At 57.3% G+C, this 23,129-nt stretch carries 20 protein-coding genes; 14 read left to right on the top strand and 6 right to left on the bottom strand.

The genetic code is table 11. From position 1 onward, the window contains the following. Positions 1–116 precede the first annotated feature (116 nt). A complete protein-coding gene (locus tag JKP81_RS21115) occupies positions 117–1,037 on the bottom strand; it encodes a LysR family transcriptional regulator (protein WP_200553259.1) in 921 nt (306 codons plus the stop codon). Positions 1,038–1,124: 87 nt separating this feature from the next. Between JKP81_RS21115 and JKP81_RS21120 the strand changes: the two genes are divergently transcribed. From JKP81_RS21120 to JKP81_RS21155, 8 genes are all read left to right on the top strand, one after another. After that, positions 1,125–1,910 (top strand): NAD(P)H-dependent oxidoreductase, encoded by a 786-nt coding sequence (locus JKP81_RS21120; protein ID WP_200553260.1) that lies wholly within the window; start codon positions 1,125–1,127, stop codon positions 1,908–1,910. A 265-nt stretch (positions 1,911–2,175) separates the two neighbouring features. Continuing rightward, complete coding sequence (locus tag JKP81_RS21125; RefSeq protein WP_200553261.1) at positions 2,176–2,754, top strand: TetR/AcrR family transcriptional regulator; 579 nt, start codon at positions 2,176–2,178, stop codon at positions 2,752–2,754. A gap of 115 nt (positions 2,755–2,869) precedes the next feature. Continuing rightward, positions 2,870–3,991: an efflux RND transporter periplasmic adaptor subunit gene (locus tag JKP81_RS21130; RefSeq protein WP_200553262.1), complete on the top strand. Its 1,122-nt coding sequence runs from the start codon at positions 2,870–2,872 to the stop codon at positions 3,989–3,991. Then, positions 3,991–7,098, top strand: coding sequence for an efflux RND transporter permease subunit (locus JKP81_RS21135; RefSeq protein ID WP_200553263.1), 3,108 nt, complete (start codon positions 3,991–3,993; stop codon positions 7,096–7,098). The genes JKP81_RS21130 and JKP81_RS21135 overlap by 1 nt, the downstream gene beginning before the upstream one ends. A 2-nt stretch (positions 7,099–7,100) precedes the next feature. Then, a complete protein-coding gene (locus JKP81_RS21140) occupies positions 7,101–8,465 on the top strand; it encodes an efflux transporter outer membrane subunit (protein WP_200553264.1) in 1,365 nt (454 codons plus the stop codon). A gap of 41 nt (positions 8,466–8,506) precedes the next feature. Further along, positions 8,507–9,667, top strand: coding sequence for a multidrug effflux MFS transporter (locus tag JKP81_RS21145; protein ID WP_200553265.1), 1,161 nt, complete (start codon positions 8,507–8,509; stop codon positions 9,665–9,667). Positions 9,668–9,756: 89 nt separating this feature from the next. Beyond that, entirely contained in the window at positions 9,757–10,092 is a 336-nt protein-coding gene (locus JKP81_RS21150) for a type II toxin-antitoxin system PrlF family antitoxin (protein ID WP_200553266.1), read from the top strand. 5 nt (positions 10,093–10,097) lie between these two features. Beyond that, positions 10,098–10,550: a type II toxin-antitoxin system YhaV family toxin gene (locus JKP81_RS21155; RefSeq protein ID WP_200553267.1), complete on the top strand. Its 453-nt coding sequence runs from the start codon at positions 10,098–10,100 to the stop codon at positions 10,548–10,550. Here JKP81_RS21155 and JKP81_RS21160 read toward each other — a convergent pair. The 5 genes from JKP81_RS21160 to JKP81_RS21180 are packed head-to-tail and all read right to left on the bottom strand — an operon-like array spanning position 10,547 to position 15,312. Beyond that, complete coding sequence (locus tag JKP81_RS21160) at positions 10,547–11,440, bottom strand: MurR/RpiR family transcriptional regulator (protein WP_200553268.1); 894 nt, start codon at positions 11,438–11,440, stop codon at positions 10,547–10,549. The two genes, JKP81_RS21155 and JKP81_RS21160, sit on opposite strands and share 4 nt — an antisense overlap. Before the next feature lie 9 nt (positions 11,441–11,449). After that, the gene (locus JKP81_RS21165; protein WP_200553269.1) at positions 11,450–12,397 is read right to left on the bottom strand and encodes an iron-siderophore ABC transporter substrate-binding protein; all 948 of its coding nucleotides are present in this window, start codon (positions 12,395–12,397) and stop codon (positions 11,450–11,452) included. Between the two features lie 16 nt (positions 12,398–12,413). After that, a complete protein-coding gene (locus JKP81_RS21170; protein ID WP_200553270.1) occupies positions 12,414–13,466 on the bottom strand; it encodes an iron ABC transporter permease in 1,053 nt (350 codons plus the stop codon). Then, positions 13,463–14,488: an iron ABC transporter permease gene (locus tag JKP81_RS21175; RefSeq protein ID WP_200553271.1), complete on the bottom strand. Its 1,026-nt coding sequence runs from the start codon at positions 14,486–14,488 to the stop codon at positions 13,463–13,465. Before JKP81_RS21175 ends, JKP81_RS21170 begins: the two co-directional genes overlap by 4 nt. Further along, positions 14,485–15,312: an ABC transporter ATP-binding protein gene (locus JKP81_RS21180; RefSeq protein WP_200553272.1), complete on the bottom strand. Its 828-nt coding sequence runs from the start codon at positions 15,310–15,312 to the stop codon at positions 14,485–14,487. The genes JKP81_RS21175 and JKP81_RS21180 overlap by 4 nt, the downstream gene beginning before the upstream one ends. Before the next feature lie 433 nt (positions 15,313–15,745). On the opposite strand from JKP81_RS21180, the gene JKP81_RS21185 reads away from it, so the two are divergent. From JKP81_RS21185 to JKP81_RS21210, 6 genes are all read left to right on the top strand, one after another. Next, positions 15,746–17,905, top strand: coding sequence for a TonB-dependent siderophore receptor (locus tag JKP81_RS21185; protein WP_200553273.1), 2,160 nt, complete (start codon positions 15,746–15,748; stop codon positions 17,903–17,905). Between the two features lie 195 nt (positions 17,906–18,100). Then, on the top strand, positions 18,101–18,973 hold the full coding sequence (locus JKP81_RS21190) for a carbohydrate ABC transporter permease (protein WP_200553274.1): 873 nt from the start codon (positions 18,101–18,103) through the stop codon (positions 18,971–18,973). Then, positions 18,963–19,850 (top strand): carbohydrate ABC transporter permease, encoded by an 888-nt coding sequence (locus tag JKP81_RS21195; RefSeq protein WP_200553275.1) that lies wholly within the window; start codon positions 18,963–18,965, stop codon positions 19,848–19,850. Before JKP81_RS21190 ends, JKP81_RS21195 begins: the two co-directional genes overlap by 11 nt. Before the next feature lie 11 nt (positions 19,851–19,861). Continuing rightward, on the top strand, positions 19,862–20,686 hold the full coding sequence (locus JKP81_RS21200; RefSeq protein WP_200553276.1) for a phosphodiesterase: 825 nt from the start codon (positions 19,862–19,864) through the stop codon (positions 20,684–20,686). A 4-nt stretch (positions 20,687–20,690) separates the two neighbouring features. Then, a complete protein-coding gene (locus JKP81_RS21205; protein WP_200553277.1) occupies positions 20,691–21,764 on the top strand; it encodes an ABC transporter ATP-binding protein in 1,074 nt (357 codons plus the stop codon). Next, positions 21,757–23,079 (top strand): ABC transporter substrate-binding protein, encoded by a 1,323-nt coding sequence (locus JKP81_RS21210; RefSeq protein ID WP_200553278.1) that lies wholly within the window; start codon positions 21,757–21,759, stop codon positions 23,077–23,079. Before JKP81_RS21205 ends, JKP81_RS21210 begins: the two co-directional genes overlap by 8 nt. Positions 23,080–23,129: the final 50 nt, after the last annotated feature.

Raw genomic sequence — 23,129 nt, forward strand, 5'->3', positions numbered from 1 at the left:
ACGGCAGCCATCGCTATCTGTCGAACCCTCACCCACGCGCGGGCGAAACGGCCTACACCTTATCATTCGCCCTGATGCGCTTCAATAATGTTGAGAATTATTCTCAACATACTCTATTACGGCGCGTTAGTCCGGTCGGCGTTTCCCAACGTAGCGAGAACCTGCTGGCGCAGCCATTTATGTCCGGGATCGCGGTGCAACCGCTCATGCCAGAGCATCAGCATATCGAAGCCTGGCAGATCAAGAGGCGGATCAACGACCTGCAATGCGCCAGTGTTGGCGACAAGCCGCTCCGGCAGCACCGCGACCAAATCTGTGCGCGCCAGCACATCCAGCATAAACAGGAAGTGCGGCACCGAAAGCACCACATTGCGCGTCAACCCGCGAGCCGCCAGCGCATCGTCCGTTGCCGCCTGAAAACCGCCGCCCTCCGGCGAGACAATCACATGCTCCAGCTTGCAGAACTGTTTGAGCGACGGGCGACGTTTAAGCGCCGGATGGCCTACACGACCGGCCAGCACATAGCGCTCAGTAAACAATAACCGCTGATGCAGCGATGCCGGCGCGCCTTCACGCAAATGGAAGAACAGATCGATATCGCCCTGCTCGGCCTGGCGCTTAATCTGCCCGGGGTTAAGTTCAAACACCGCGAGGCGACTGGCGGGCGCGTCGCGACGCAAAATGTTAAGCAGCGGCAGCAGTACCGCCGATTCGGTGTAATCCGTTGCCGCAATACGCCAGGTGACACTGGCGCGGGCGGGATCAAACGCGTTGACTGGCGATACCGCGCGCTCCAGCGCTTCCAGCGCCTGGCGTAACGGTTCACGTAGTTCGTCTGCCCGCACTGTCGGCTGCATACCGCGCGGGCCGGGGAGCAGCAGCGGATCGTCAAAGATCTCACGCAACCGCGCCAGTTGCACACTCACCGACGGCTGGGAAAGGTTCAGCCGCTGCGCCGCGCGCGTGACATTGTGCTCACGGAGCAAGACATCCAGCGTCAGCAGCAAGTTCAGATCCAGGCGGTTGAGATTAATCATGACTATACCTGTGATATCAGCAATTAATTTCTACTATATCTGCGCTTCACCTACCCTGCAGCTTCAACCTTATTGCCGGGAGTTGTTATGAATGTCTTGATCGTTTATGCCCATCCGCAGCCGCATTCGCTGAGTGGCGCGCTAAAAGAATTCGCCGTGCAGCATCTTGAAAAAGCAGGCCACCATGTCGAGGTTTCCGACCTGTACGCCATGCAGTGGAAAGCGCAGCTCGATGCGAACGACAGCCTTGATGCGCCCATTGGCGATGTTTTCAACCCGTCGGCAGATTCGAAACACGCCTTCGAGCAGGGCCGACAAGCTGCGGATATCGCCGCCGAACAGGCCAAACTGCTGTGGGCCGACGCGGTTATTTTCCAGTTTCCACTGTGGTGGTTTTCCATGCCCGCCATCATGAAAGGCTGGTTCGACCGCGTGTACGCCTGCGGCTTTGCCTACGGCGTGGGCGAGCACAGCGACACGCACTGGGGCGATCGCTACGGTGAAGGTAGCCTGGCCGGTAAGCGCGCCATGCTGCTGGTCACTGCTGGCGGTTGGGAATCGCACTACAGCCCGCGCGGCATCAACGGCCCTATCGACGACATTCTGTTTCCGATCCAGCACGGCATGCTGTTTTACCCTGGTTTTGAAGTACTGCCGCCGCTGGTGATTTATCGCACCAGCCGCGTTGATGACACGCGATTCGCCGCCCACCGTGAAGAACTGGCACAGCGGCTGGATACGTTATGGCAGACGTCACCGCTACCGTTTCGCCAGCAAAACGGCGGGGATTACACCATTCCGACGTTAACTTTGCGCCCGGAGATTGCGCCGGGCGAAAGCGGGCTGGCCATTCATCAGCAGAGAAAAGAATAAACGCACAAAAATAACCGGCGCCGATAAATGGCGCCGGTTTACTCTATTTGCAATCCATCACAATCTCTTCAAATTAATATCAACTCTCTTCGCTATTATTTTCTGGCGCATTTCTCCATTGTTTTTCATTATTTCTTCACAATAGCAAGTTTTGTAAATTCCAATAATTTGCGCAGGAAATGTTTACGCGAAAAATATAAATTCGTTTAATCTATCCGAAGTTGAGAACGATCACTCTCAAAAAGCAATCAACCGAGGGTTACCGATGCCGCCGAAAACCACGCAGGAACAACGCCATCAGCAGCGTAAAGATGAGATTATCGCCGCCGCCCGTCGGCGTTTTCGCGTGAGCGGCTTTCACGCCGCCAGCATGTCGCAAATCGCCCTGGAAGCGCAGTTGAGCGTAGGGCAGATCTACCGCTATTTCAGCAGTAAGGATGCCATTATTGAGGAGATTGTTCGCCGTATCATCGACTATCGCATCGCCGAAATGGAAAACAAAGCCGAAACCACGCACCTGCCGGAGGTGCTGGCCTGGCGGCAAACGCTCAGCCCGGATGACGACGCGTTAATGCTGGAGATGTCGGCTGAAGCGACGCGCAACCCACAAGTACAGGCGATGATGGTCGAAGCCGATGCCCGCATGTTTAACAATGCCTGCAACCATATGCAGAGCCGACATCCACATTTAAGCGCCGAGCAGGTGCGCTGCCGCGTTGAGCTGCTGGCAGGCCTGATGGAAGGCGCGACATTGCGCCGTTTAACGCCACAAAAATGCGACCCGGCACAGTTAAAAGAGCTGTATCAGGAAATTATCACAATGGTATTTCTGCCAAAGAAATAATCCGACAAATATAAATCCGCGCTTATTTCCAGCCCTTCGGAAATAAGCGCCAACTCGCCTGCTTATGATCCTGTTTTAAAAACGGGCAGGCTTCGCTTATGCCAGGAAAATAGTCATGAAGTTAATAACAACAACGTTGATGGCCGCATTCGCGCTGGTTGGATGCGATAACGCCACACCACCTGCACAACACCCCACTCAGGAAGTCGGCGTCGTCACTCTGAAAAGCCAGCCGCTCGCCGTGACCAGCCTGTTAACCGGGCGTACCGCCGCGTCACTTTCCGCAGAAGTGCGACCGCAAGTTGGCGGCATCATTCAAAAACGCCTATTTACTGAAGGCGATACGGTAAAGGCCGGGCAGGCGCTTTACCAGATCGACCCTTCCAGCTACCGCGCCACGTTTGATGAAGCCGACGCCGCGCTGAAACAGGCGCAGGCGCTGGTAATATCCGATTGCCAGAAAGCCACCCGCTACGCGCAACTGGTGAAAGAGGATGGCGTCTCGCGCCAGGACGCTGACGATGCGCAATCGACCTGCGCGCAGGACAAAGCCAGCGTGAGCGCGAAGAAAGCGGCGCTGGAAAGCGCGCGCATCAATCTGAACTGGACCACCGTCACTTCACCGATCAGCGGGCGCATTGGCATCTCGTCCGTCACACCTGGTGCGCTGGTCACGGCGGAACAAACCACGGCTTTGGCGACCGTGCGCGGGCTCGACACCATGTATGTCGATCTCACCCGTTCAAGTGTGGATCTGCTGCGTCTGCGCCAGCAAGCACTGGCCAGCGACAGTAACACGCTCGCCGTCACGCTGACGCTGGAAGATGGCAGCACTTACAGCGAAAAAGGCCGCCTGGCGCTGACCGAAGTCGCCGTCGATGAATCCACCGGCTCCGTTACGCTGCGCGCGGTGTTCCCCAACCCGCATCAGCAATTGCTGCCGGGGATGTTTGTGCGCGCCCGTGTGGAAGAAGGGGTAATGGCAAACGCGATCCTCGCACCGCAGCAAGGCGTCACGCGTGATGCGAAAGGCAATGCCACTGCGCTGGTCGTCAATGCGAAGAATCAGGTTGAGCAGCGCAACATCGAAACCGGCGATACCTATGGCGATAAATGGTTAGTGCTGAAAGGTCTGGAAAATGGCGACAAACTGATTGTTGAAGGCACCGATAAAGTCGCTGCGGGATCCACTGTGAAAGCCGTTGAAATCCCGCAAGACAACGGAGGAAAAGCCTGATGTTCTCCAGCTTCTTTGTGCGCCGCCCGGTTTTCGCCTGGGTGATCGCCATCCTTATCATGATGGCCGGTATTCTGGCGATCCGCACCTTACCGGTAGCGCAGTATCCGGATGTTGCGCCACCTGCGATAAAAATCAGCGCCACCTATACCGGCGCATCGGCGCAGACGCTGGAAAACAGCGTCACCCAGGTAATCGAACAGCAGCTCACCGGGCTGGATAACCTGCTCTATTTCACCTCCACCAGCAGCTCCGATGGCCAGGTGGATATCACCGTCACCTTTGAGCAGGGCACCAACCCGGATACCGCGCAGGTGCAGGTGCAAAACAAGGTGCAGCAGGCGGAATCCCGCTTACCAACGGAAGTCACTCAATCCGGCGTGACGGTGGTGAAATCCCAGAGCAATTTCCTGCTGATCATGGGGCTGTACGATAAAACCGACCGCGCTACCAGCTCCGATATCGCCGACTGGCTGGTCAGTAACATGCAGGATCCGCTGGCACGCGTGAACGGTGTCGGTAGCTTGCAGGTGTTTGGCGCAGAATACGCGATGCGAATCTGGATGGATCCCGACAAACTCGCCTCGTACTCGCTGATGCCGTCCGATGTGCAATCGGCGATTGAAGCGCAAAACGTACAGGTTTCTGCCGGTAAAATCGGTGCATTACCCTCTTCCGGCCAACAGCAACTGACCGCCACGGTGCGCGCCCAGTCGCGCCTGCAAACTGTGGCGCAGTTCCAGGACATTATCATCAAAAGCGAGAGCAGCGGCGCTGTCGTGCGGGTGAAAGATGTCGCGCGCGTGGAAATGGGCAGCGAAGATTATGTCGCTTCAGCGAAGCTGAACGGCCACCCGGCTGCAGGTCTGGCGGTGATGCTGGCACCTGGTGCGAACGCGCTGGATACCGCTACGCTGGTGAAAGATAAAATCGCCGAGTACCGCCACAGCATGCCGCAGGGCTACGATGTGGCATACCCGAAAGACAGCACTGAATTTATTAAGATCTCGATTGAAGACGTGGTGCAAACGCTGATTGAAGCCATCATTCTGGTGGTCTGCGTGATGTACCTGTTTTTGCAAAATATCCGCGCCACGCTTATCCCGGCGCTGGCGGTGCCGGTGGTGCTACTGGGGACGTTTGGCGTGCTGGCGCTGTTTGGCTACTCGATCAACACCCTGACGCTATTCGCCATGGTGCTGGCAATCGGCCTGCTGGTGGATGACGCCATTGTGGTGGTAGAGAACGTCGAGCGCATCATGCGCGACGAAGGCCTGCCCGCCCGCGAAGCCACTATAAAATCGATGGGCGAAATCTCCGGGGCGCTGATCGCTATTGCACTGGTGCTCTCCGCCGTCTTCCTGCCGATGGCCTTTTTCGGCGGCTCCACAGGGGTGATTTACCGCCAGTTCTCCGTCACCATTATCTCGGCGATGACGCTGTCGGTCGTCGTTGCGCTGACCTTAACGCCAGCGCTCTGCGGCTCGGTAATGCAACACAGCACACCGCACAAAAAAGGGTTTTTCGGCGCGTTTAACCGCTTTTACAACAACACCGAGCACAAGTATCAACACGGTGTGTTACGCGTGCTGCGCCGTACGGTTACCGTGGCCGGCACGTACGCCGTGCTTTGCGCAGCCATGGCGTTTGTGATGTGGCGTCTGCCTGGCAGCTTCCTGCCGACAGAAGACCAGGGCGAAATCATGGTGCAGTTCACCCTGCCCGCCGGGGCGACCGCCACGCGTACCGACGCGGTGGCCAGCAAAGTCACCGACTGGTTCCTCAATACAGAGAAAGCCAACACCGAGGCTATCTTCACCGTGACCGGTTTTAGCTTTAGCGGCAGCGGACAGAATGCCGGGATGGCCTTCGTTTCACTGAAAAACTGGTCGCAACGTAAAGGCGCGGAAAATACCGCACAGGCGATTGCCCAGCGCGCCAGCCGCGAGTTAAGCAGCATCCGCGATGCCAGCATCTTCGCTATGACGCCGCCTTCGGTGGACGGGCTCGGTCAAAGCAACGGCTTCACCTTTGAGTTGCTCGCCAGCGGCAGTACCGATCGCGACCAGTTGCTGAAGCTGCGCAATCAGTTGCTGGCGAACGCTAATCAGAGCAGCGAACTTACCGCCGTGCGCGCCAACGCGCTGCCGGAAACGCCGCAGTTACAGGTCGATATCGACAGCAACAAAGCGGTGGCGCTGGGGCTTTCACTGAGCGATGTCAGCGACACGCTCTCCAGCGCCTGGGGCGGCACGTATGTGAATGACTTTATCGATCGCGGACGCGTGAAAAAGGTCTATATCCAGGGCGAAAGCGATTCCCGCGCCTCACCTGCGGATCTGAATAAATGGTTTGTGCGCGGCAGCAATAACGACATGACCCCGTTCTCGGCCTTCGCCACCACCCATTGGGAATACGGCCCGGAAACGCTGGTGCGTTACAACGGTTCCGCGGCGTATGAGATTCAGGGCGAGAATGCCAGCGGCTTCAGTTCCGGCGTGGCGATGACCAAAATGGAAAACCTCGCCAACACCTTACCGGCCGGGACAACCTGGGCGTGGAGCGGCTTATCATTGCAGGAGAAACTCGCCAGCGGCCAGGCCATGAGCCTGTACGCCATCTCCATCATGGTGGTGTTCCTGTGCCTTGCGGCGCTGTATGAGAGCTGGTCCGTACCGCTTTCGGTGATCCTGGTTATCCCGCTGGGCTTGCTGGGCGCGGCGCTGGCGGCGTGGATGCGCGGGTTGAGTAACGATGTTTACTTCCAGGTCGCGCTGCTGACCACCATTGGCCTGTCGTCGAAAAACGCCATCCTGATTGTTGAATTCGCCGAAGCAGCAGTGCACCAGGGCAGCTCTTTGTCACGCGCGGCGCTGCGTGCGGCGCGGACTCGTCTGCGCCCGATCATGATGACCTCACTGGCGTTTATCGCCGGGGTCACACCGCTGGCTGTCGCCACTGGCGCAGGCGCGAACAGTCGCGTCGCTATCGGCACCGGGATCATCGGCGGGACGCTCACCGCGACGCTGCTGGCAATCTTCTTTGTCCCTCTGTTCTTTGTGCTGGTGAAAAAACTGTTCACCGGTAAACGCGCACGTCAGGAGTAATTATGTTGCGTATCAGTGTCCTTTTCCTCGTCCTGCTGAACGCCGGTTGCGTCTCTCTCGACCCGACTTACCAGCGCCCGCAGGCGCCAATCCCCGCGACGTTACCGGGCGCGCAAGGCCAGGCGAAAGCCGTGGCCGCCGACTGGCAGCAGATCGTTAACGACAGCCGCCTGAAACAAGTGGTCAGCAGTGCGCTGACCCATAACCGCGATGTACAAAAAGCGATTGCCGATATCGATGCCGCGCGCGCGTTGTATGCCGAAGACCGCGCCGCGCTGTTCCCGACGCTGGATGCCGAACTCAGCAGCACGCGCAGCCGCACCGTTGCCACTGGCTTAAGCAGCAGCGCCGAAGCCGATGGCGCGGTTTCCAGCTTCGAGCTGGATCTGTTTGGCCGTAACCAGAGCCTGACCCGCGCAGAGCGTGAAACCTGGCTTGCCAGCGAATACACCGCGCAAAACACGCGCCTGAGCATGGTGGCGGAAATCACCACCGCCTGGGTGACGCTGGCGGCGGATAACAGCAATCTTCAACTTGCGAAACAGACGATGGAGAGCGCGCAAAACTCGCTGAACATTGCTAAGCGTAAACAGCAGATCGGCGTGGCGGCCGCCAGCGATACCGCCGATGCGATGGCGGTGTTCCAGCAGGCGCGCGCCAGCGTCGCCAGCTATCAAACGCAGGTGGCGCAGGATAAAAACGCGCTCAATTTACTGGCGGGCGACACGGTTCCTGAGTCGCTGCTGCCGGGTACGCTGGAAAGTCTCGCCGACAACAGCATTACGCTGACGCCAGCGGGCGTGTCTTCTTCCGTGCTGCTGCGTCGCCCGGATATTCAGGAAGCGGAACATAACCTGAAAAGCGCGAACGCCAATATCGGCGCAGCGCGGGCGAACTTCTTCCCGACCATTTCGCTGACAGCCAGCGCCGGGGTGGGCAGCGATTCGCTCTCCTCCTTGTTTAGCCACGGCCTGCAAGTGTGGTCTTTCGCGCCGTCCATTTCGCTGCCGCTGTTTGCCGGGGGGAAAAATGTCGCGCAGTTGCGTTACGCCGAAGCCGAGAAAAAAGGGCTGATCGCGACCTACGAAAAAACCATTCAGAGCGCGTTTAAAGATGTTGCCGATGCGCTGGCGCGGCGCGAAACGCTCAACGAACAACTCGACGCACAGCGTGAATATGTCGCCGCCGAGCAGAAAGCGCTGGATATCGCCCAGCGCCAGTACAGCGCCGGAACCGGCGATTACTTGTCGGTGCTGACCGCGCAGCGCGCGCTGTGGACGGCAAAAGAGTCGCTGATTTCGCTGCAACAAACCGATCTGCAAAACCGCGTAACGCTCTGGCAATCGCTGGGCGGTGGCGTCAGTTAATCCCTTTGCGCCGGGCTGACCGGCGCGTTTTCGGAGCAGTTATGTCACGGATCTCTCCCGCCTTTGCCATCGTGCTGGGCATGCTCACGGCCATGGGGCCGATTTGTACCGATCTTTACCTGCCCGCGTTGCCGGATATCAGCCAACAGTTGGGCACATCAAACACGCTGATCCAGCTTTCGCTGACTGCTTCGCTTATTGGCTTAGGGCTGGGACAGCTTTTTTTCGGGCCACTCAGCGACCGGATGGGGCGCAAACGCCCGCTGCTGTTGTCGCTGTTGCTGTTTATCGTCTCCTCGGTGCTGTGTGCCACCACGCAGAGCATCTACTGGCTAATTTTTTGGCGCTTTATTCAGGGCATTGCCGGAGCGGGCGGTTCCGTGCTCTCCCGCGCCATCGCGCGCGATAAATATCACGGCACGCTGCTGACGCAATTTTTCGCCCTGCTGATGACCATTAACGGCATTGCGCCGATTGTTTCCCCGGTGCTCGGCGGGTATATCACCTCCACCCTGCACTGGCGGGCGCTGTTCTGGACCATGGCGGCCATCGGTGTGGTACTGCTGCTTTCTGCCATGCTGGTGTTAAAAGAAACCTTGCAGGAGAAAAACAGCGGCGGCTCGCTGTTAAAAACCTCCGTCAATGTGCTGAAGAACAAGCCATTTTCCATGTACTGCTTTATCCAGGCCTTTATGCTGGCCGGGCTGTTTTCCTATATCGGTTCGTCCTCATTTGTGCTGCAAAACGAATATGGCCTTACAGCAATGCAATTCAGCCTGCTGTTTGGCTTCAACGGGATTGGCTTGATTATTTCCGCACTGATTTTCGCCCGCCTGGCGCGGCGTATTGACGGGCAGAAACTGCTCGGCATCGGGCTGATGCTGGCGGTGATCGTCGCGTTGCTGACTGCTTTTTTTGCATGGCGCGGCATGGCAATGCTGGCGCTGGCAGGACTATTTTTCACCGTCGCGCTGAACAGCGGGATTTCAACCATCGCCGGTTCGGCGGCAATGAACAGCGTAGAAGCACGCGATTCCGGCACCGCCTCGGCGCTACTGGGCATGCTGATGTTTGTCTTCGGCGGCATCGCCACGCCACTTTCCGGCATCGGCGGTGAAGCGATGTGGAAAATGTGCCTCGCGATTGTGATGGCTTACAGCGCCGCGCTGGTGTTTTATTTGTATGGGCGGCGTCGAGGTTGAAGAACAGCAAAGCAATGCATTTGCATTGGTTGATGAAGTGAATTACACTTTGCGCAAAAGTTGTACATGTTTAAGAGAAGGAAAACCCCATGCTGGCTTATGTTCGTGCTGAGGATATCGCTCTGGAAGCGGACTCAAAATTGACTGAGCGCCACCAGACAACAATCCCTGTAAGTATCCGTGATGCGCTTCACCTCAGCGGTGGTGATCGTATCCGTTACAAGCTCTTATCCAATGGTGAGGTCCTGATAACCCGCTATGAAGAGCAACAAGAAGATCCCGTGATGCAGTCATTCCTCAACTTCATCGCTCAGGATATAAGCAACAACCCGCAAAATATCAAACAGCTCGACCTGTCTCGCGGTTTTGACCTGGTAGCTGGCATGGACGTCAATCTTGACGATGACATCATCGACGAAGAATAAAACCTATGGAATTTCCGGCTGCTCTCAACGGGTGGACAATCTATGCCCACCCGTGTTTTTCCGATGCTTACCACCAGTTGATTGCGAGCGTTGAGGCACTTGTGCTAAAGCACCCCGACGACTACCAAAAGAAGAAAGAAACCAAATTATTAGCCCATCTGCTGAAAGCAATTTCCGGCATTACTCGCGACCCGCGAGCACCTGAATATCGCCCCGGTGGTGCCATTGGGGAAAATTATACCGACTGGTCGAGAGCAAAGTTTGGAGGGCAACGGTACCGTCTATTTTTTCGCTACAGCTATAAGCAGAAAATTATCGTACTCGCATGGGTCAATGACGAAGATACGCTACGAACGTATGGCAAAAAAACGGATGCTTACAGAGTCTTTGCGAAAATGCTGGCAAATAACCGCCCGCCAGATGACTGGGCTTCACTGCTAAAAGCTAGCCAGTCTTAACCCTTCTTCCCGCCCGGTTTTAACCCACGGTGAAACTCATTAATGCGTTTCACCGTTTTAATTGCCCGCTGCGACGTCGCTGACGCGACCGACAAGATGATCATCTCCAGACACAGCAGCACGGTGCCATGAAGCGGGATTTTGCCCTTCTCGCCGCCGCGCGGAACGTGGATCACCACATCGGCTTGCTGGCTAAAGCGCGAATCGACAGCGTTGGTCAATAAAATCACCGGGATCCCCAACCGCCGCGTCTCTTTCAGCGTGGTCAGCCCTTCCCGATGCGCCGATTTCTGCGCCATCATGATCAGCACATCGCCGCGCTGTAAATTGATAAGCTGCTCCGACAGGGCAATGCCGGTGCGGTTGAGGGGGGATGCGGGTAACCCGATACGGCTGAACAACCGCGCGGCGTACTCGGCGAGGATCCCTGATGCGCCAATGCCGAAAATCGCCACCTGCCGCGTCTCGACCAGCAGCGCCACCGCCTGGGCAATCGCGTAGCGGTTATCCGGCGCGGAGAGGATTTCGCAGGTGTGCTGATGCCCTTCGAGCACGAAATCGATGCCGGAATTGACGTCGCACGAGAGCGCACTCACCGTGGTGCTCATCTTTTCCGCCGAGGAGACCGACGGGCCGAACCAGTGCTCCAGCGTCTGCTTCAAATCACGAAGCCCGGCGAAACCCAGCGCCTGAATCGCGCGCACCACCGTGGCGTCGGAGGTTTGCGTCGCCCTGGCTATCTCAATCGCCGTTTGCTCCAGCACCCCTTCGCGGTTTTCATTGATATAACGCGCCACCGCCTGCAAACGCGGCGACAGCGTATGCGCCCGCGCCCGAAAGCGTTCCCCATACACATCCACGCGCGTTTTCACTTTTTTGCTGTTCAGCATCGTGCGCCCTTATTTGGTCGCCGGTAACGGTCGACCGGCAATTTGCGACTGCACCTGCGCCACCATCAGGCTCAGTGAGGCAAACGAGTTGGAGATCGCCTCTTCGCGCGAAATCAGCACGTAATGCCCGCGGCGACAGGCCGTGAGGAAATCACACCAGCCCGGCATCACCGCATCCATGGCCGCCATTTCATCCTGTGGTTTACCGCCGGTATCGCCGCGCCAGGTGGCAAAAACGAAATCGGCATCCAGTTCCGGCAACCGCTCGGCGCTGACGTCAATGCGCCCGCCGTCTGGGATGCTGTCGATAAGCGGCGGAAAACGAAAACCAGCATCGCGCAGCACTCGCCCCAGCGAGTGATAACTGTGCAGCGCGTTGATTTTCCCGTTGTTAGCCTGAATAACCGACACGGTTATCTTGCTGGTATCGATGGTTTTTTTCAGCGCAGCGATCTGCTCGTGATAACGGCGCTCAAGGATCGCAAAGCGCGCCTGTGTCCCCGTTAATTGCGCCAGCTTGCGGTAGATCTCCGGCGCACCACCCTCCAGATGATCAATGCTGACGGTGGGCGCGATTTTCGCTAACTGCTCCACCGGCGTGTTGCGGCTGGGCTCGGTGATGATCAAATCCGGTTTTGCCGCCGCCACCGCTTCAATGTCGATATCCGCTGAACCAATAAATGTAATTGCTGAATTGTCAAAATCGACACCGGTCAACATGCCGCTGGAGCGCAGCACATGGGTGCCGTCCGGGCGCGTACGCCCGTGGCTGGCGACCGGCGGTACGCCAAGCTCAATCAACGGAATAGTGATATCGAGATCGTGTAACGACACAATGCGTTTTGGGTGCAATGGCACCGTCACCACGCGCCCGAGATCGTCGGTGAAAACCTGGGTCGGTTCCGCGGCGCTGGCACTCAGACCAACCAGCACCAGCAGCGAAAAAAGTAAGCGCATATAAGACCTTTAAGCGTTATAAACGATCGCGCCGCTGCCAGAGCAGCAGCAAGAAAAATGGCCCGCCAATCAGCGAGATAACAATCCCGGCGGGAATTTGCAGTGGCGCAAAAGCCAGCCGCCCGAGCGAATCCGCCAGCAGCACCAGTAACCCGCCCAGCATCGCACTGCCCCACAGCAGCGCACGTTGGCCGCCGCGCAGCAGAAAGCGCGCCATATGCGGGGCAATCAGGCCGACAAAACCGATACTGCCCACGCAAGAAACGCTGGCGGCGGTGAGCAGCACCGGCGCGATAAAGCGCAGCAGTTGAAGGCGCGCAAGGCGCACGCCCAGCCCGGTCGCCGCCTGATTACCAAGCAACGCCACATCCGCTGCGCGCGCGGTTACCAGTAAAATCAACGTTGCCGGAACCGCCCAGCACAGCGCCACCATCAACAGCGGCCAGGTGGCAGCGTGCAGGCTGCCCGCCAGCCACATCATCGCGGTCTGCACATCGCGCACATCGGCGGTGGTCATAAACGCGCCAATCCCGGCGGCGAAGGTCCAGGAAACCCCAATGCCGAGCAGCACAAAGCGCGGGCGGGAAACATCGCGCGCCAGTGCCATTACCAGCCCGGCAGCAAACAGCCCACCTGCCATACCGGCCAGCGGTCGCCAGACTAAACTGGCAGCCGGAAAGCACAGCACCAGCGTCAGTACGACTACGCTCGCCCCCTCTTTCACGCCAATCAAGCCAGGATCCGCCAGCCCGTTACGGGTGATCGACTGCATCGCCGCGCCCGCCATGCCGAGCATCGCCCCGCACATTAGCGCCATCAGCACGCGCGGCAGGCGAATGTCCCACACCACGTATTGCTGCTCACCGCTCAGTGCCTGAGGAAAAAATAACGCGCGGCCAATAGAAGATGCCGGAACCGGCAACGAACCCTGTGTCACGCCCGTCAGCAGTAACGCCAGCGCCACGATGACGAGGCCAAAAATCCACATCAGCGCATGCGGGCGCAGCAGGCGGGAAAAACCACCCACCCGCAAACGGCGTAATCCGGCGCGCGGCAACAGGTCGCTCATTTGAAAAACTTCGCCGCCAGCGCAATAAACAGCGGTGCCCCCACCAGCGCGGTCATCACGCCGGTTGCCAGTTCCTGCGGCGCCAGCAGCGTACGAGCGGCAATATCTGCCACCAGCAACAACAGCGCGCCGCCCAACGCCGAGAGTGGCACGACAACACGTAAATCATCCCCGGCAAGACGGCGCACCATATGCGGCACCACCAGACCAATAAAACCAATCGGTCCGGCCACCGACACCGCCGCACCGCACAGCAACGCAATCGCCGCCAGCGACAATGCGCGCGTGCGCATCAGCGACACACCTAACCCCCGCGCCATGTTGTCGCCCAGCGCCAGCATGTTCAGTGCCGGAGCCAGCCATAACGCCATCGCAAAACCGATAACGGCAGCTATCGCCGCATGCTGGATCTGCGCCCAGTTCAGCCCGGCGAGATCGCCCGCCAGCCAGGTGCGCATACTGAGCAGCGTTTGCTCATCAAGGATCAGGATCGCGGCGGTAATCGAGGAGGCAAACGCCGAGATGGCCACGCCGCACAGCGTCACTTTCATCGGCGTAAAACCCGAACGCCCCGCAGATGAAAGCGCCATCACCAGCGAAAAGAGCAGTGCAGCGCCACCTGCGGCAATCAACGGGCGGCTGAATGCAGCATCGCCGGGGCTAATGCCTAGCGCCGTGCACGCAACTACCGCCAGCGCGGCACCGGAATTCAGCCCCAGAATATGCGGCTCACCTAAGGGATTACGGATGACCGATTGCAACAATGCTCCAGCTACGCCGAGCGCCGCGCCGGTAAATAGCGCCGCCACCAGGCGCAGCAAACGCAGGCTGATAATGACGCGGTGATCGAAGTTGCGCGGATCGAAATCCAGCAGCGCCTGGATGACCGTCGGCGGTGCGATATAGCGCGCGCCAAGGCCGAGATGCGCGACCGATGCCGCCAGCACGAACAGTGTCAGCAGTAGAGAGGCCATACCAACGCGCCCGACGCGGCGGCGGGCGGAAAACGCGACGCTACTCATGCGCTCGTTCCAGCCGGTTTACGAAACGGCATAAAAAAGGGTTTTCCGGTCAGTGGGTTAATCGACATTTGCACATCAACATCAAACACCCGTTTGATAAGCTCTGGGGTACAGGCCTCGCCTTCATCAATCACACCTTGTAAGCGCCCCTGTTTCAGGAACACCAGCGTGTCGGCGTAGTTGACCGCAAAATTGAGATCGTGCAACACCGCAACCACAGTACGTCCATGATCGCGGGTCAGGGAATGCAGCAGTTCAAGGATCTCCACCTGGTAGCGCAGATCGAGAAATGTTGTCGGCTCATCAAACAGGATCACCGGCGTTTGCTGGGCCAGCGCCATTGCTATCCAGCAGCGCTGGCGCTGACCGCCAGAGAGACTGTCTACCGTTTGATGCGCGAACTCCGCAGTACCGGTCAGATTTAGCGCCTCAACGACTGCCTGTTCGTCGTCTTCAGACCACTGGCGCATAAAGCTCTGCCACGGAAAACGCCCGCGCGACACCAGTTCGAACACGGTGAGCCCTTCCGGCACAATCGGCGATTGCGGCAAAATACCTAACTGACGGGAAACGGCTTTGGTGGGTTGTTGATGAATGGCTGTGCCATCAAGCAGCACGCTGCCACCGATCGGTTTGAGCATCCGGGCGATGGTGCCGAGCAGTGTGGATTTGCCGGAGCCGTTCGCGCCGACCAGCACGGTCATTTTCCCCGAGGGGATCGAAAGCGTAATGTCGTCGACAATCACCTTGCTGTGATAGCCCGCCGACAGGCTTTCCAGCACGATCCCTTGCCCTTCGGCTTGATTTTCCACTTGCTGTGGCATGTTGACTCCTGCGCCGCACGCTCATGAAAATAGCCGCGCACTAAACCATCAAACAAAAATAAATCTCATTCTCTTTTCGATATTGCCGTTTGCCGCTGTAGTAGTCAAGTGCCGTCGCAAATGAAACCAACACCTCTTTATTTTGTGTCACCACAAAAAAACCACCCCGTAACGATTAAAAATAATTACTTTATATTCAAAGCTATAAATAGAATTTATCACGGTTTTTCGAGTCGCATTTCACACCTGAATCCGCTGTAGCAAATTTCTTTCATTTTACGTTTACTACTACAAAGCCTCATGATTGAATGATTCTCAATTACATATCCGACGCTGTAGATCGCAGCAAACGGGTAGAGTCGCGCAATCGGGCAATAAAGATAAAAACGTTCACTCCTGCGTTGTTCAGGGTTTTTCGGGAAAAGTAGAATAAATGGCTGAGTTAACTCGTTGTATCTCCGGGCTGAAAGGGCACGCGCTGTTTTCTGCGCTCTTTTTAGGATCGGCTTTCACCTCCTTCACACACGCGGCAGACAAGCCGGAACAAAGCAAAGAAGGCGACACCATCACCGTGCTGGCGGGCGCCTCTTCCGCCGATAAACAGGCGACATCCGGCTACCAGCCAATCAGCTCGTCCACCGCCACGCTGACGTCCATGCCGCTGCTGGATATTCCGCAAGTAGTTAACACCGTGAGCGATAAAGTGCTGGAAGATCAGCACGCCACCAACCTTGATGAAGCGCTGTATAACGTCAGCAACGTGGTACAAACCAACACGCTCGGCGGCACGCAGGATGCGTTTGTGCGCCGGGGATTTGGTGCCAACCGCGACGGCTCAATCATGACCAACGGTCTGCGCACCGTGGTGCCGCGCAGTTTTAATGCCGACGTGTCGCGCGTTGAAGTGCTGAAAGGCCCGGCGTCCACGCTGTATGGCATTCTCGATCCCGGTGGGCTTATCAATGTGGTCACGAAACGCCCGGAAACCCACTTCGGTGGCTCCGTTTCCGCCACCTCTTCAAGCTTTGGCGGCGGAACCGGCCAGTTTGATGTTACCGGGCCGATTGAGGGCACGCGGCTGGCGTACCGCCTGATTGGCGAGTATCAAAACGAAGATTACTGGCGCAATTTTGGTAAAGAGAAAAGCACCTTTATTTCGCCCTCGCTGACGTGGTTTGGCGATAACGCCACCGTCAACGTGCTCTACTCTCACCGCGATTACCAGACACCGTTCGATCGCGGCACAATCTTCGATCTCACCACCAAACAGGCGGTAAATGTCGACAGAAAGACCCGCTTCGATGAGCCGTTTAACATCACTGATGGCGAATCCGACATCGCGCAGTTAAACGCCGAGTACCGCTTTAACAGCGAATGGACCGGCAAAGTCGAGTACGGCTTCAGCCAGGATAAATACAGCGATAACCAGTCACGTGTGATGGCTTACGATGCCGCCACCGGCAACCTGACGCGCCGTGTGGATGCCACGCAAGGCTCCACGCAGCGCATGCACACCACGCGGGCTGACCTGCAGGGTAATGTGAACATTGGCGGGTTTTATAATGAGATCCTCACCGGCGTTTCGTATGAATATTACGATCTGCTGCGTACTGACATGATCCGCTGTAAAAACGCCAAAGATTTCAATATCTATAACCCCGTCTATGGCAACGCCAGCAAATGCACTTCCGTCTCCGCGTCCGACAGCGATCAAACTATCAAGCAGGAGAGCTACTCAGCTTATGCGCAGGATGCGTTATACCTGACCGACAAATGGATCGCCGTCGCCGGCATGCGTTACCAGTATTACACCCAGTACGCCGGGAAAGGCCGTCCGTTTAACGTCAATACCGACAGCAGCGACGAAAAATGGACGCCGAAATTTGGCCTGGTCTACAAACTCACGCCATCGGTTTCGCTGTTCGGTAACGTGGCAAAAGCCTTTATGCCGCAGTCGTCCATCGCCAGCTATATCGGCGACTTACCGCCAGAAACCTCCACCTCTTACGAAGTGGGCGCAAAATTCGACCTGTTCGACGGCGTTACTGCCAACATCACGGCGTTTGATATTCACAAACGTAACGTGCTGTACAACGAGATCGTCGGCGACGACACGGTGGCGAAAACCGCCGGGCGCGTGCGCTCGCAAGGGGTGGAGATGGATCTCGCCGGTGCATTGACGCCAAACATGAACGTCATTGCCAGCTACAGCTACACCGCCGCAAAAGTGCTGGAAGATCCCGATTACGCCGGTAAACCGCTGCCGAACGTGCCGCGCCACACCGGGTCACTGTTCCTGACCTATGACATTCATAACGTCTTTGCCGGAAATACGCTGACTCTCGGCGGCGGTGGTCACGGCGTTAGCCGCCGCTCTGCCACCAACGGCGCGGATTACTACCTGCCGGGCTACGCGGTTGCCGATGCGTTTGCCGCATACAAAATGAAACTGCAATACCCGGTAACGTTGCAGGTTAACCTGAAAAACATCTTCGACAAGACGTACTACACCTCGTCAATTGCCACCAACAACCTGGGCAACCAGATTGGCGATCCGCGCGAAGTGCAGTTCACCGTCAAAATGGATTTCTGATCTCCCCCCGTGAAAAGGTGAGAATGTTGCCCCGCAGGATGTGGGGCTTTTTTTATCTATAAACACCCACATTTCTACCCGCGCTTCACGGTGAACACCTGTTCACTAAACAGTCATTTGCGCGCCATCCTATTGCAGCATTTTTTTCACAGACTCTCTGGCTTTCGAACCCCGTAAATTCGTTTTCAGAAACTTATGAGAAAATACTGGCTTCCCTGGCTGATTCTGTCGCCGTCACTGCTATTCCTGGCACTGTTTACTTACTTTCCGCTATTTCGCTCGGTGTATGACAGCCTGTTCGACACCCGCATGGCAACCCAGGATACGCCGTATGTCGGGCTGGGAAATTTCGCCCGCCTGCTGGATGACAGCGTGTTCTGGCAATCGCTGTTCAATAACCTGGTTTATCTGCTGCTGACGGTGATCCCGGGCGTCACGCTGGCGCTGCTGCTGGCGGTGGCATTGTGGGAAAACCACCGCATTAACCGCTGGCTGCGCACCGCCTTTTTCTTTCCGATGATTATCCCGATGGTCAGCGCCGCCGCGCTGTGGCTGTTTATCTTTATGCCCGGCCTCGGCATGCTCGATCACTACCTGGCGCAACTGTTTGGCCCGATGAACAACAACTGGCTGGGGCGCAGCAACAGCGCGCTGTTTGCGCTGGCGTTGATTGGCGTCTGGAAATTCGCAGGCTATTACATGCTGTTCTTTCTTGCCGGCTTGCAGGGTATTCCCCCATCCACGCGTGAAGCGGCCGTCATGGAAGGGGCAACCGCCACGCAGGTGTTCTTTAAGGTGACGCTGCCGCTGCTGCGCCCGACCATCAGCTTTGTCGTTACCACCGCACTCATCTACTCCATTACCCAGATCGACCACGTCGCAGTGATGACGCGTGGCGGGCCGGACAACGCCACCACCGTGCTGCTCTATTACATTCAAAACCTCGCCTGGGATACCCACGATCTGGGCAAAGCCTCCGCCGCTACCTTTCTTACGCTGGTCGGGCTGTTCGTCTTCTCGCTGGTCAACCTGAAACTGCTGGAAAGAGGAGCGCATTATGAGCGTTGAGATTACGCCTGCCATCAACCGCAGCACGTCCGTACCGCGCCCGTTGTGGTTACGCCTGCGCCACTCCCGCCCGGTGACGCTTGCGGTACTGATGGTTTGCCTGGCGCTGCTGTGGGTGAGCCCGTTTATCTGGATGCTTTCGTCTGCTTTCAGCGCCACCACTTTTGGTGAAGGAATGGCGTCGATTCTGCCGCGCTTCCCGCTGACGCTGGATAACTTCCGCGACGCGTGGAACAGCGCCAACTGGCTGAGCCTGTACGCCAACACGCTGATTTTCGCCTTCGGCACCTTCTTCGTGCAGCTGTTCACCATCACCACCGCCGGTTACGTCTTTGCCTGCCACGAATTTCGCGGCAAGAAAACGCTGTTCATCCTGTTTCTGGTGCAACTGATGATCATGCCGGTGGTGATGATGATCCCCAACATGCTGACGCTCAAAACCTTCGGCCTGCTCAACACCCTGACCGGCGTGATGATGCCCTACTTCACTTCGGCGTTCGGCGTGTTCCTGATGCGTCAGGCATTTCTCGCCATCCCGAAAGAGATCGAAGAAGCGGCGCTGATGGAGGGCTGCCGCTGGTGGCAGGTGCTGTTCCGCGTGATGTTGCCGATGTCGTGGCCGTCGGTGCTGGCCTTCGCCACCGTCAGCATTACCTACCACTGGAACGAGTATTTATGGCCGCTGATGATGCTCAACGACCCGGACAAACAGGTGCTGACGGTCGGCCTGGTGTCATTCGCCATGGGCGCGGAGTCCGGCGGCCAGTGGGGGATGATCAGCGCCGGGACGCTGATGGTCTGCCTGCCGCTGATGGTCGCGTTTATCGCTTTTCAAAAGCAGTTTCTCCGGAGCTTTGGCTTTTCCGGGATTAAATAAGGAGTTGAGTGATGTTTTTAGCGCAAATTTCAGATACCCATTTCCGCAGCCAGAACGAGAAGCTGTACGGCTTTATTGATATCAACGCCGGAAATGCCGATGTGGTATGCCAGCTTAACGCGCTGCGCGAACGCCCGGATGCGGTCGTGGTCAGCGGCGATATTGTTAACTGCGGCCGTCCGGAAGAGTACCGCGTGGCGCGCCAGATCCTCGGTAGCCTCGACTACCCGCTGTTTGTTATTCCTGGCAACCACGATGACAAAGCCCACTTTCTCGAATATCTGCATCCGCTGTGCCCGCATCTGGGCAGCGATCCGCAGAACATGCGCTATGCGATTGATGATTTCGCCACCCGCCTGCTGTTTATTGATTCAAGCCTCGCCGGGGAATCGAAAGGCTGGCTGACCAATGAAACATTGAACTGGCTGGAAGCGCAGCTTAGCCAAAGCCAGGATAAACCGACCGCTATCTTTATGCACCACCCACCACTGCAGCTCGGTAACGCGCAGATGGATCGCATCGCCTGCGAAAATGGTCATCAGTTATTGAAACTGGTGGCGCGCTTCCCGGCGCTGACGCGCATTTTCTGCGGTCACAACCACAGCCTGACCATGACGCAGTATCGCCAGGCGACGATTGCCACCATCCCGGCGACTGTGCACCAGGTGCCGTACTGCCACGAAGACACGCGCCCGTATTACGACATGTCGCCGCCGTCGTGCCTGATGCACCGCCAGATTGGTGAACAGTGGGTGAGCTATCTGCATCCGCTGTCGCATTACGCCGGTCCGTGGTTATACAACGAAAGCATTAGTTGCCCGGTGGATGAGCGTTAAGCCCATGTTAAGACTGCAAAACATCAGTAAACAGTTCGAAGGCAAAGCGGCGCTCAACGCGCTGTCGCTGGATATCAACGATGGTGAATTCGTGGTGCTGGTTGGCCCTTCCGGCTGCGGTAAAAGCACGCTGCTGAGGTTGATTGCCGGGCTGGAGAGCGTCAGCGATGGCGCGATACTGCTCGACAACGACGACATCACCACGCGTTCACCGCGCGAGCGCAATTTCGCGATGATCTTCCAGAACTACGCGCTATTTCCGCACCTTTCCGTGCGCGACAACATCACCTTCGGCATGAAAGTACGCCACGAAGAGAAAGCCAGCTGGCAGCCGCGCCTCGACCGCGTGGCGCAGATGTTGCAACTCGATACGCTGTTGGACAGAAAACCGGCCAAACTTTCCGGCGGTCAGCGCCAGCGTGTGGCGATGGCGCGCGCGATTGTGCGTAACCCGAAGCTGTTTTTAATGGACGAGCCGCTCTCCAACCTTGATGCGCGCCTGCGCACCGAAGTGCGCGACAGCATTATGGCGATGCACCAGCAGCTCAAAACCAGCACCATTTATGTCACGCACGATCAGACCGAAGCCATGTCGATGGCCGACCGCATTGTGGTGATGAATGGCGGCCACGTGCAGCAAGTGGGTCGCCCGGAGCACTTGTATGCGCATCCGGCGAACCTGTTTGTCGCCGGGTTTATCGGCTCTCCGGCGATGAATCTGCTCTCGCTGCCGTGCGCCAGTGGCAACGTGCTGCTGGACGAGCAACGCCTGCCGTTACCGGTTCACGCGCGCGATGCCGCTGACGTATGGCTGGGCATTCGACCAGAGCACATTACCGATACGCCGGAAGTGGGCCAACTGGTGCTGCCCGCCACGGTGATTCAGCGGGAACTGATGGGCGCAGACTATCAGCTTCACGTCAGCACGCCGATTGGCAACCTGCGTTATATCCGCCGTCACAGAGGCGATGTTCCCAACAAAGGGGACACACTCCGCGTCGGTTTTTCACCCCTTGATAGCCATCTTTTTGATGGGCAAACCTTGCTTAACTTACACCAGGAGAAAGACCATGCATAAGCCTCTGCCAAAGACGCTGCGAGTGCTTACTTACGCCATTACCCTTGCCGTTAGCGGCACCGCACTGGCGCAGGAGAAGATTGATTTCATGTTTCCGGCCCCGGTGGACGGCAAACTGACGATGGAGATGACGCGCGTTATCAAAGCGTTTAACGACTCGCAAAAAGAGGTGGAAGTACGCGGCATTTTTACCGGCAATTACGACACCACCAAAATGAAGGCCGAATCCGCGCAGAAAGCGGGCCAGCCGCCTGCGCTGGTGATCATGTCTGCCAATTTCACCACCGATCTGGCGCTGAAAGATGAAATCCTGCCGATGGATGAACTATTCAAATATGGCGATAAGAAAGCAGGCGATTTCCTGCAAAATGCGTTCTGGCCGGCCATGCGCAAAAACGCGCAGGTGATGGGCGTAACCTACGCCATTCCGTTCCACAACTCGACGCCGATCCTTTACTACAACAAAACGATGTTTGACCAGGCGGGCATCAAACAGCCGCCGCAGAACTGGAAAGAGCTGCTCGACGACGCGAAAAAACTCACCGACCAGAGCAAAGGCCAGTGGGGCATTATGCTGCCCTCGACCAACGACGATTACGGCGGCTGGATTTTCTCCTCGCTGGTGCGCGCCAACGGCGGCAACTACTTCAACGAAAACTATCCCGGCGAAGTCTATTACAACGCACCGACCAGCATCGGCGCACTGCGCTTCTGGCAGGATTTAATTTACAAAGACAAAGTGATGCCCTCCGGCGTGCTGAACTCCAAGCAGATCAGCGCCGCGTTTTTCTCCGGCAAGCTGGGCATGGCGATGCTGAGCACCGGCGCGCTGGGCTTTATGCGTGAGAACACTAAAGATTTCGAGCTGGGTGTGGCCATGATGCCCGCTCAGGAGCAGCGCGCCGTGCCGATTGGCGGTGCCAGCCTGGTGAGCTTTAAGGGCATCAACGATGCACAGAAAAAAGCGGCTTATCAGTTCCTGACCTATCTCGTCAGCCCGGAAGTCAACGGAGCGTGGAGCCGCTTTACCGGCTACTTCTCACCGCTAAAAGCCTCTTACGATACCGCCGAAATGAAAGACTATCTGAAGCAGGATCCACGTGCGGCGATTGCGCTGGAGCAGTTGCAATATGCCCACCCGTGGTACTCCACTTACGAGACTGTCGCGGTGCGTAAAGCGATGGAAAACCAGCTCGCTGCGGTAGTGAACGACGAGAAAGTTACCCCGGAAGCCGCCGCCGAAGCCGCGCAGAAAGAAGCCGATACCTTGATGAAACCCTACGTTGAGAAAACGGCGCTGCAAACCGTGAAATAAGCCATTCAGCCCCGCAAGGATGCGGGGTAATTCTCCTGATACGTTATTTT

Origin of the sequence: Kosakonia sp. LAM2021 (genome assembly GCF_016620385.1) — a bacterium.
Taxonomy (GTDB): Bacteria; Pseudomonadota; Gammaproteobacteria; order Enterobacterales; family Enterobacteriaceae; genus Kosakonia; species Kosakonia sacchari.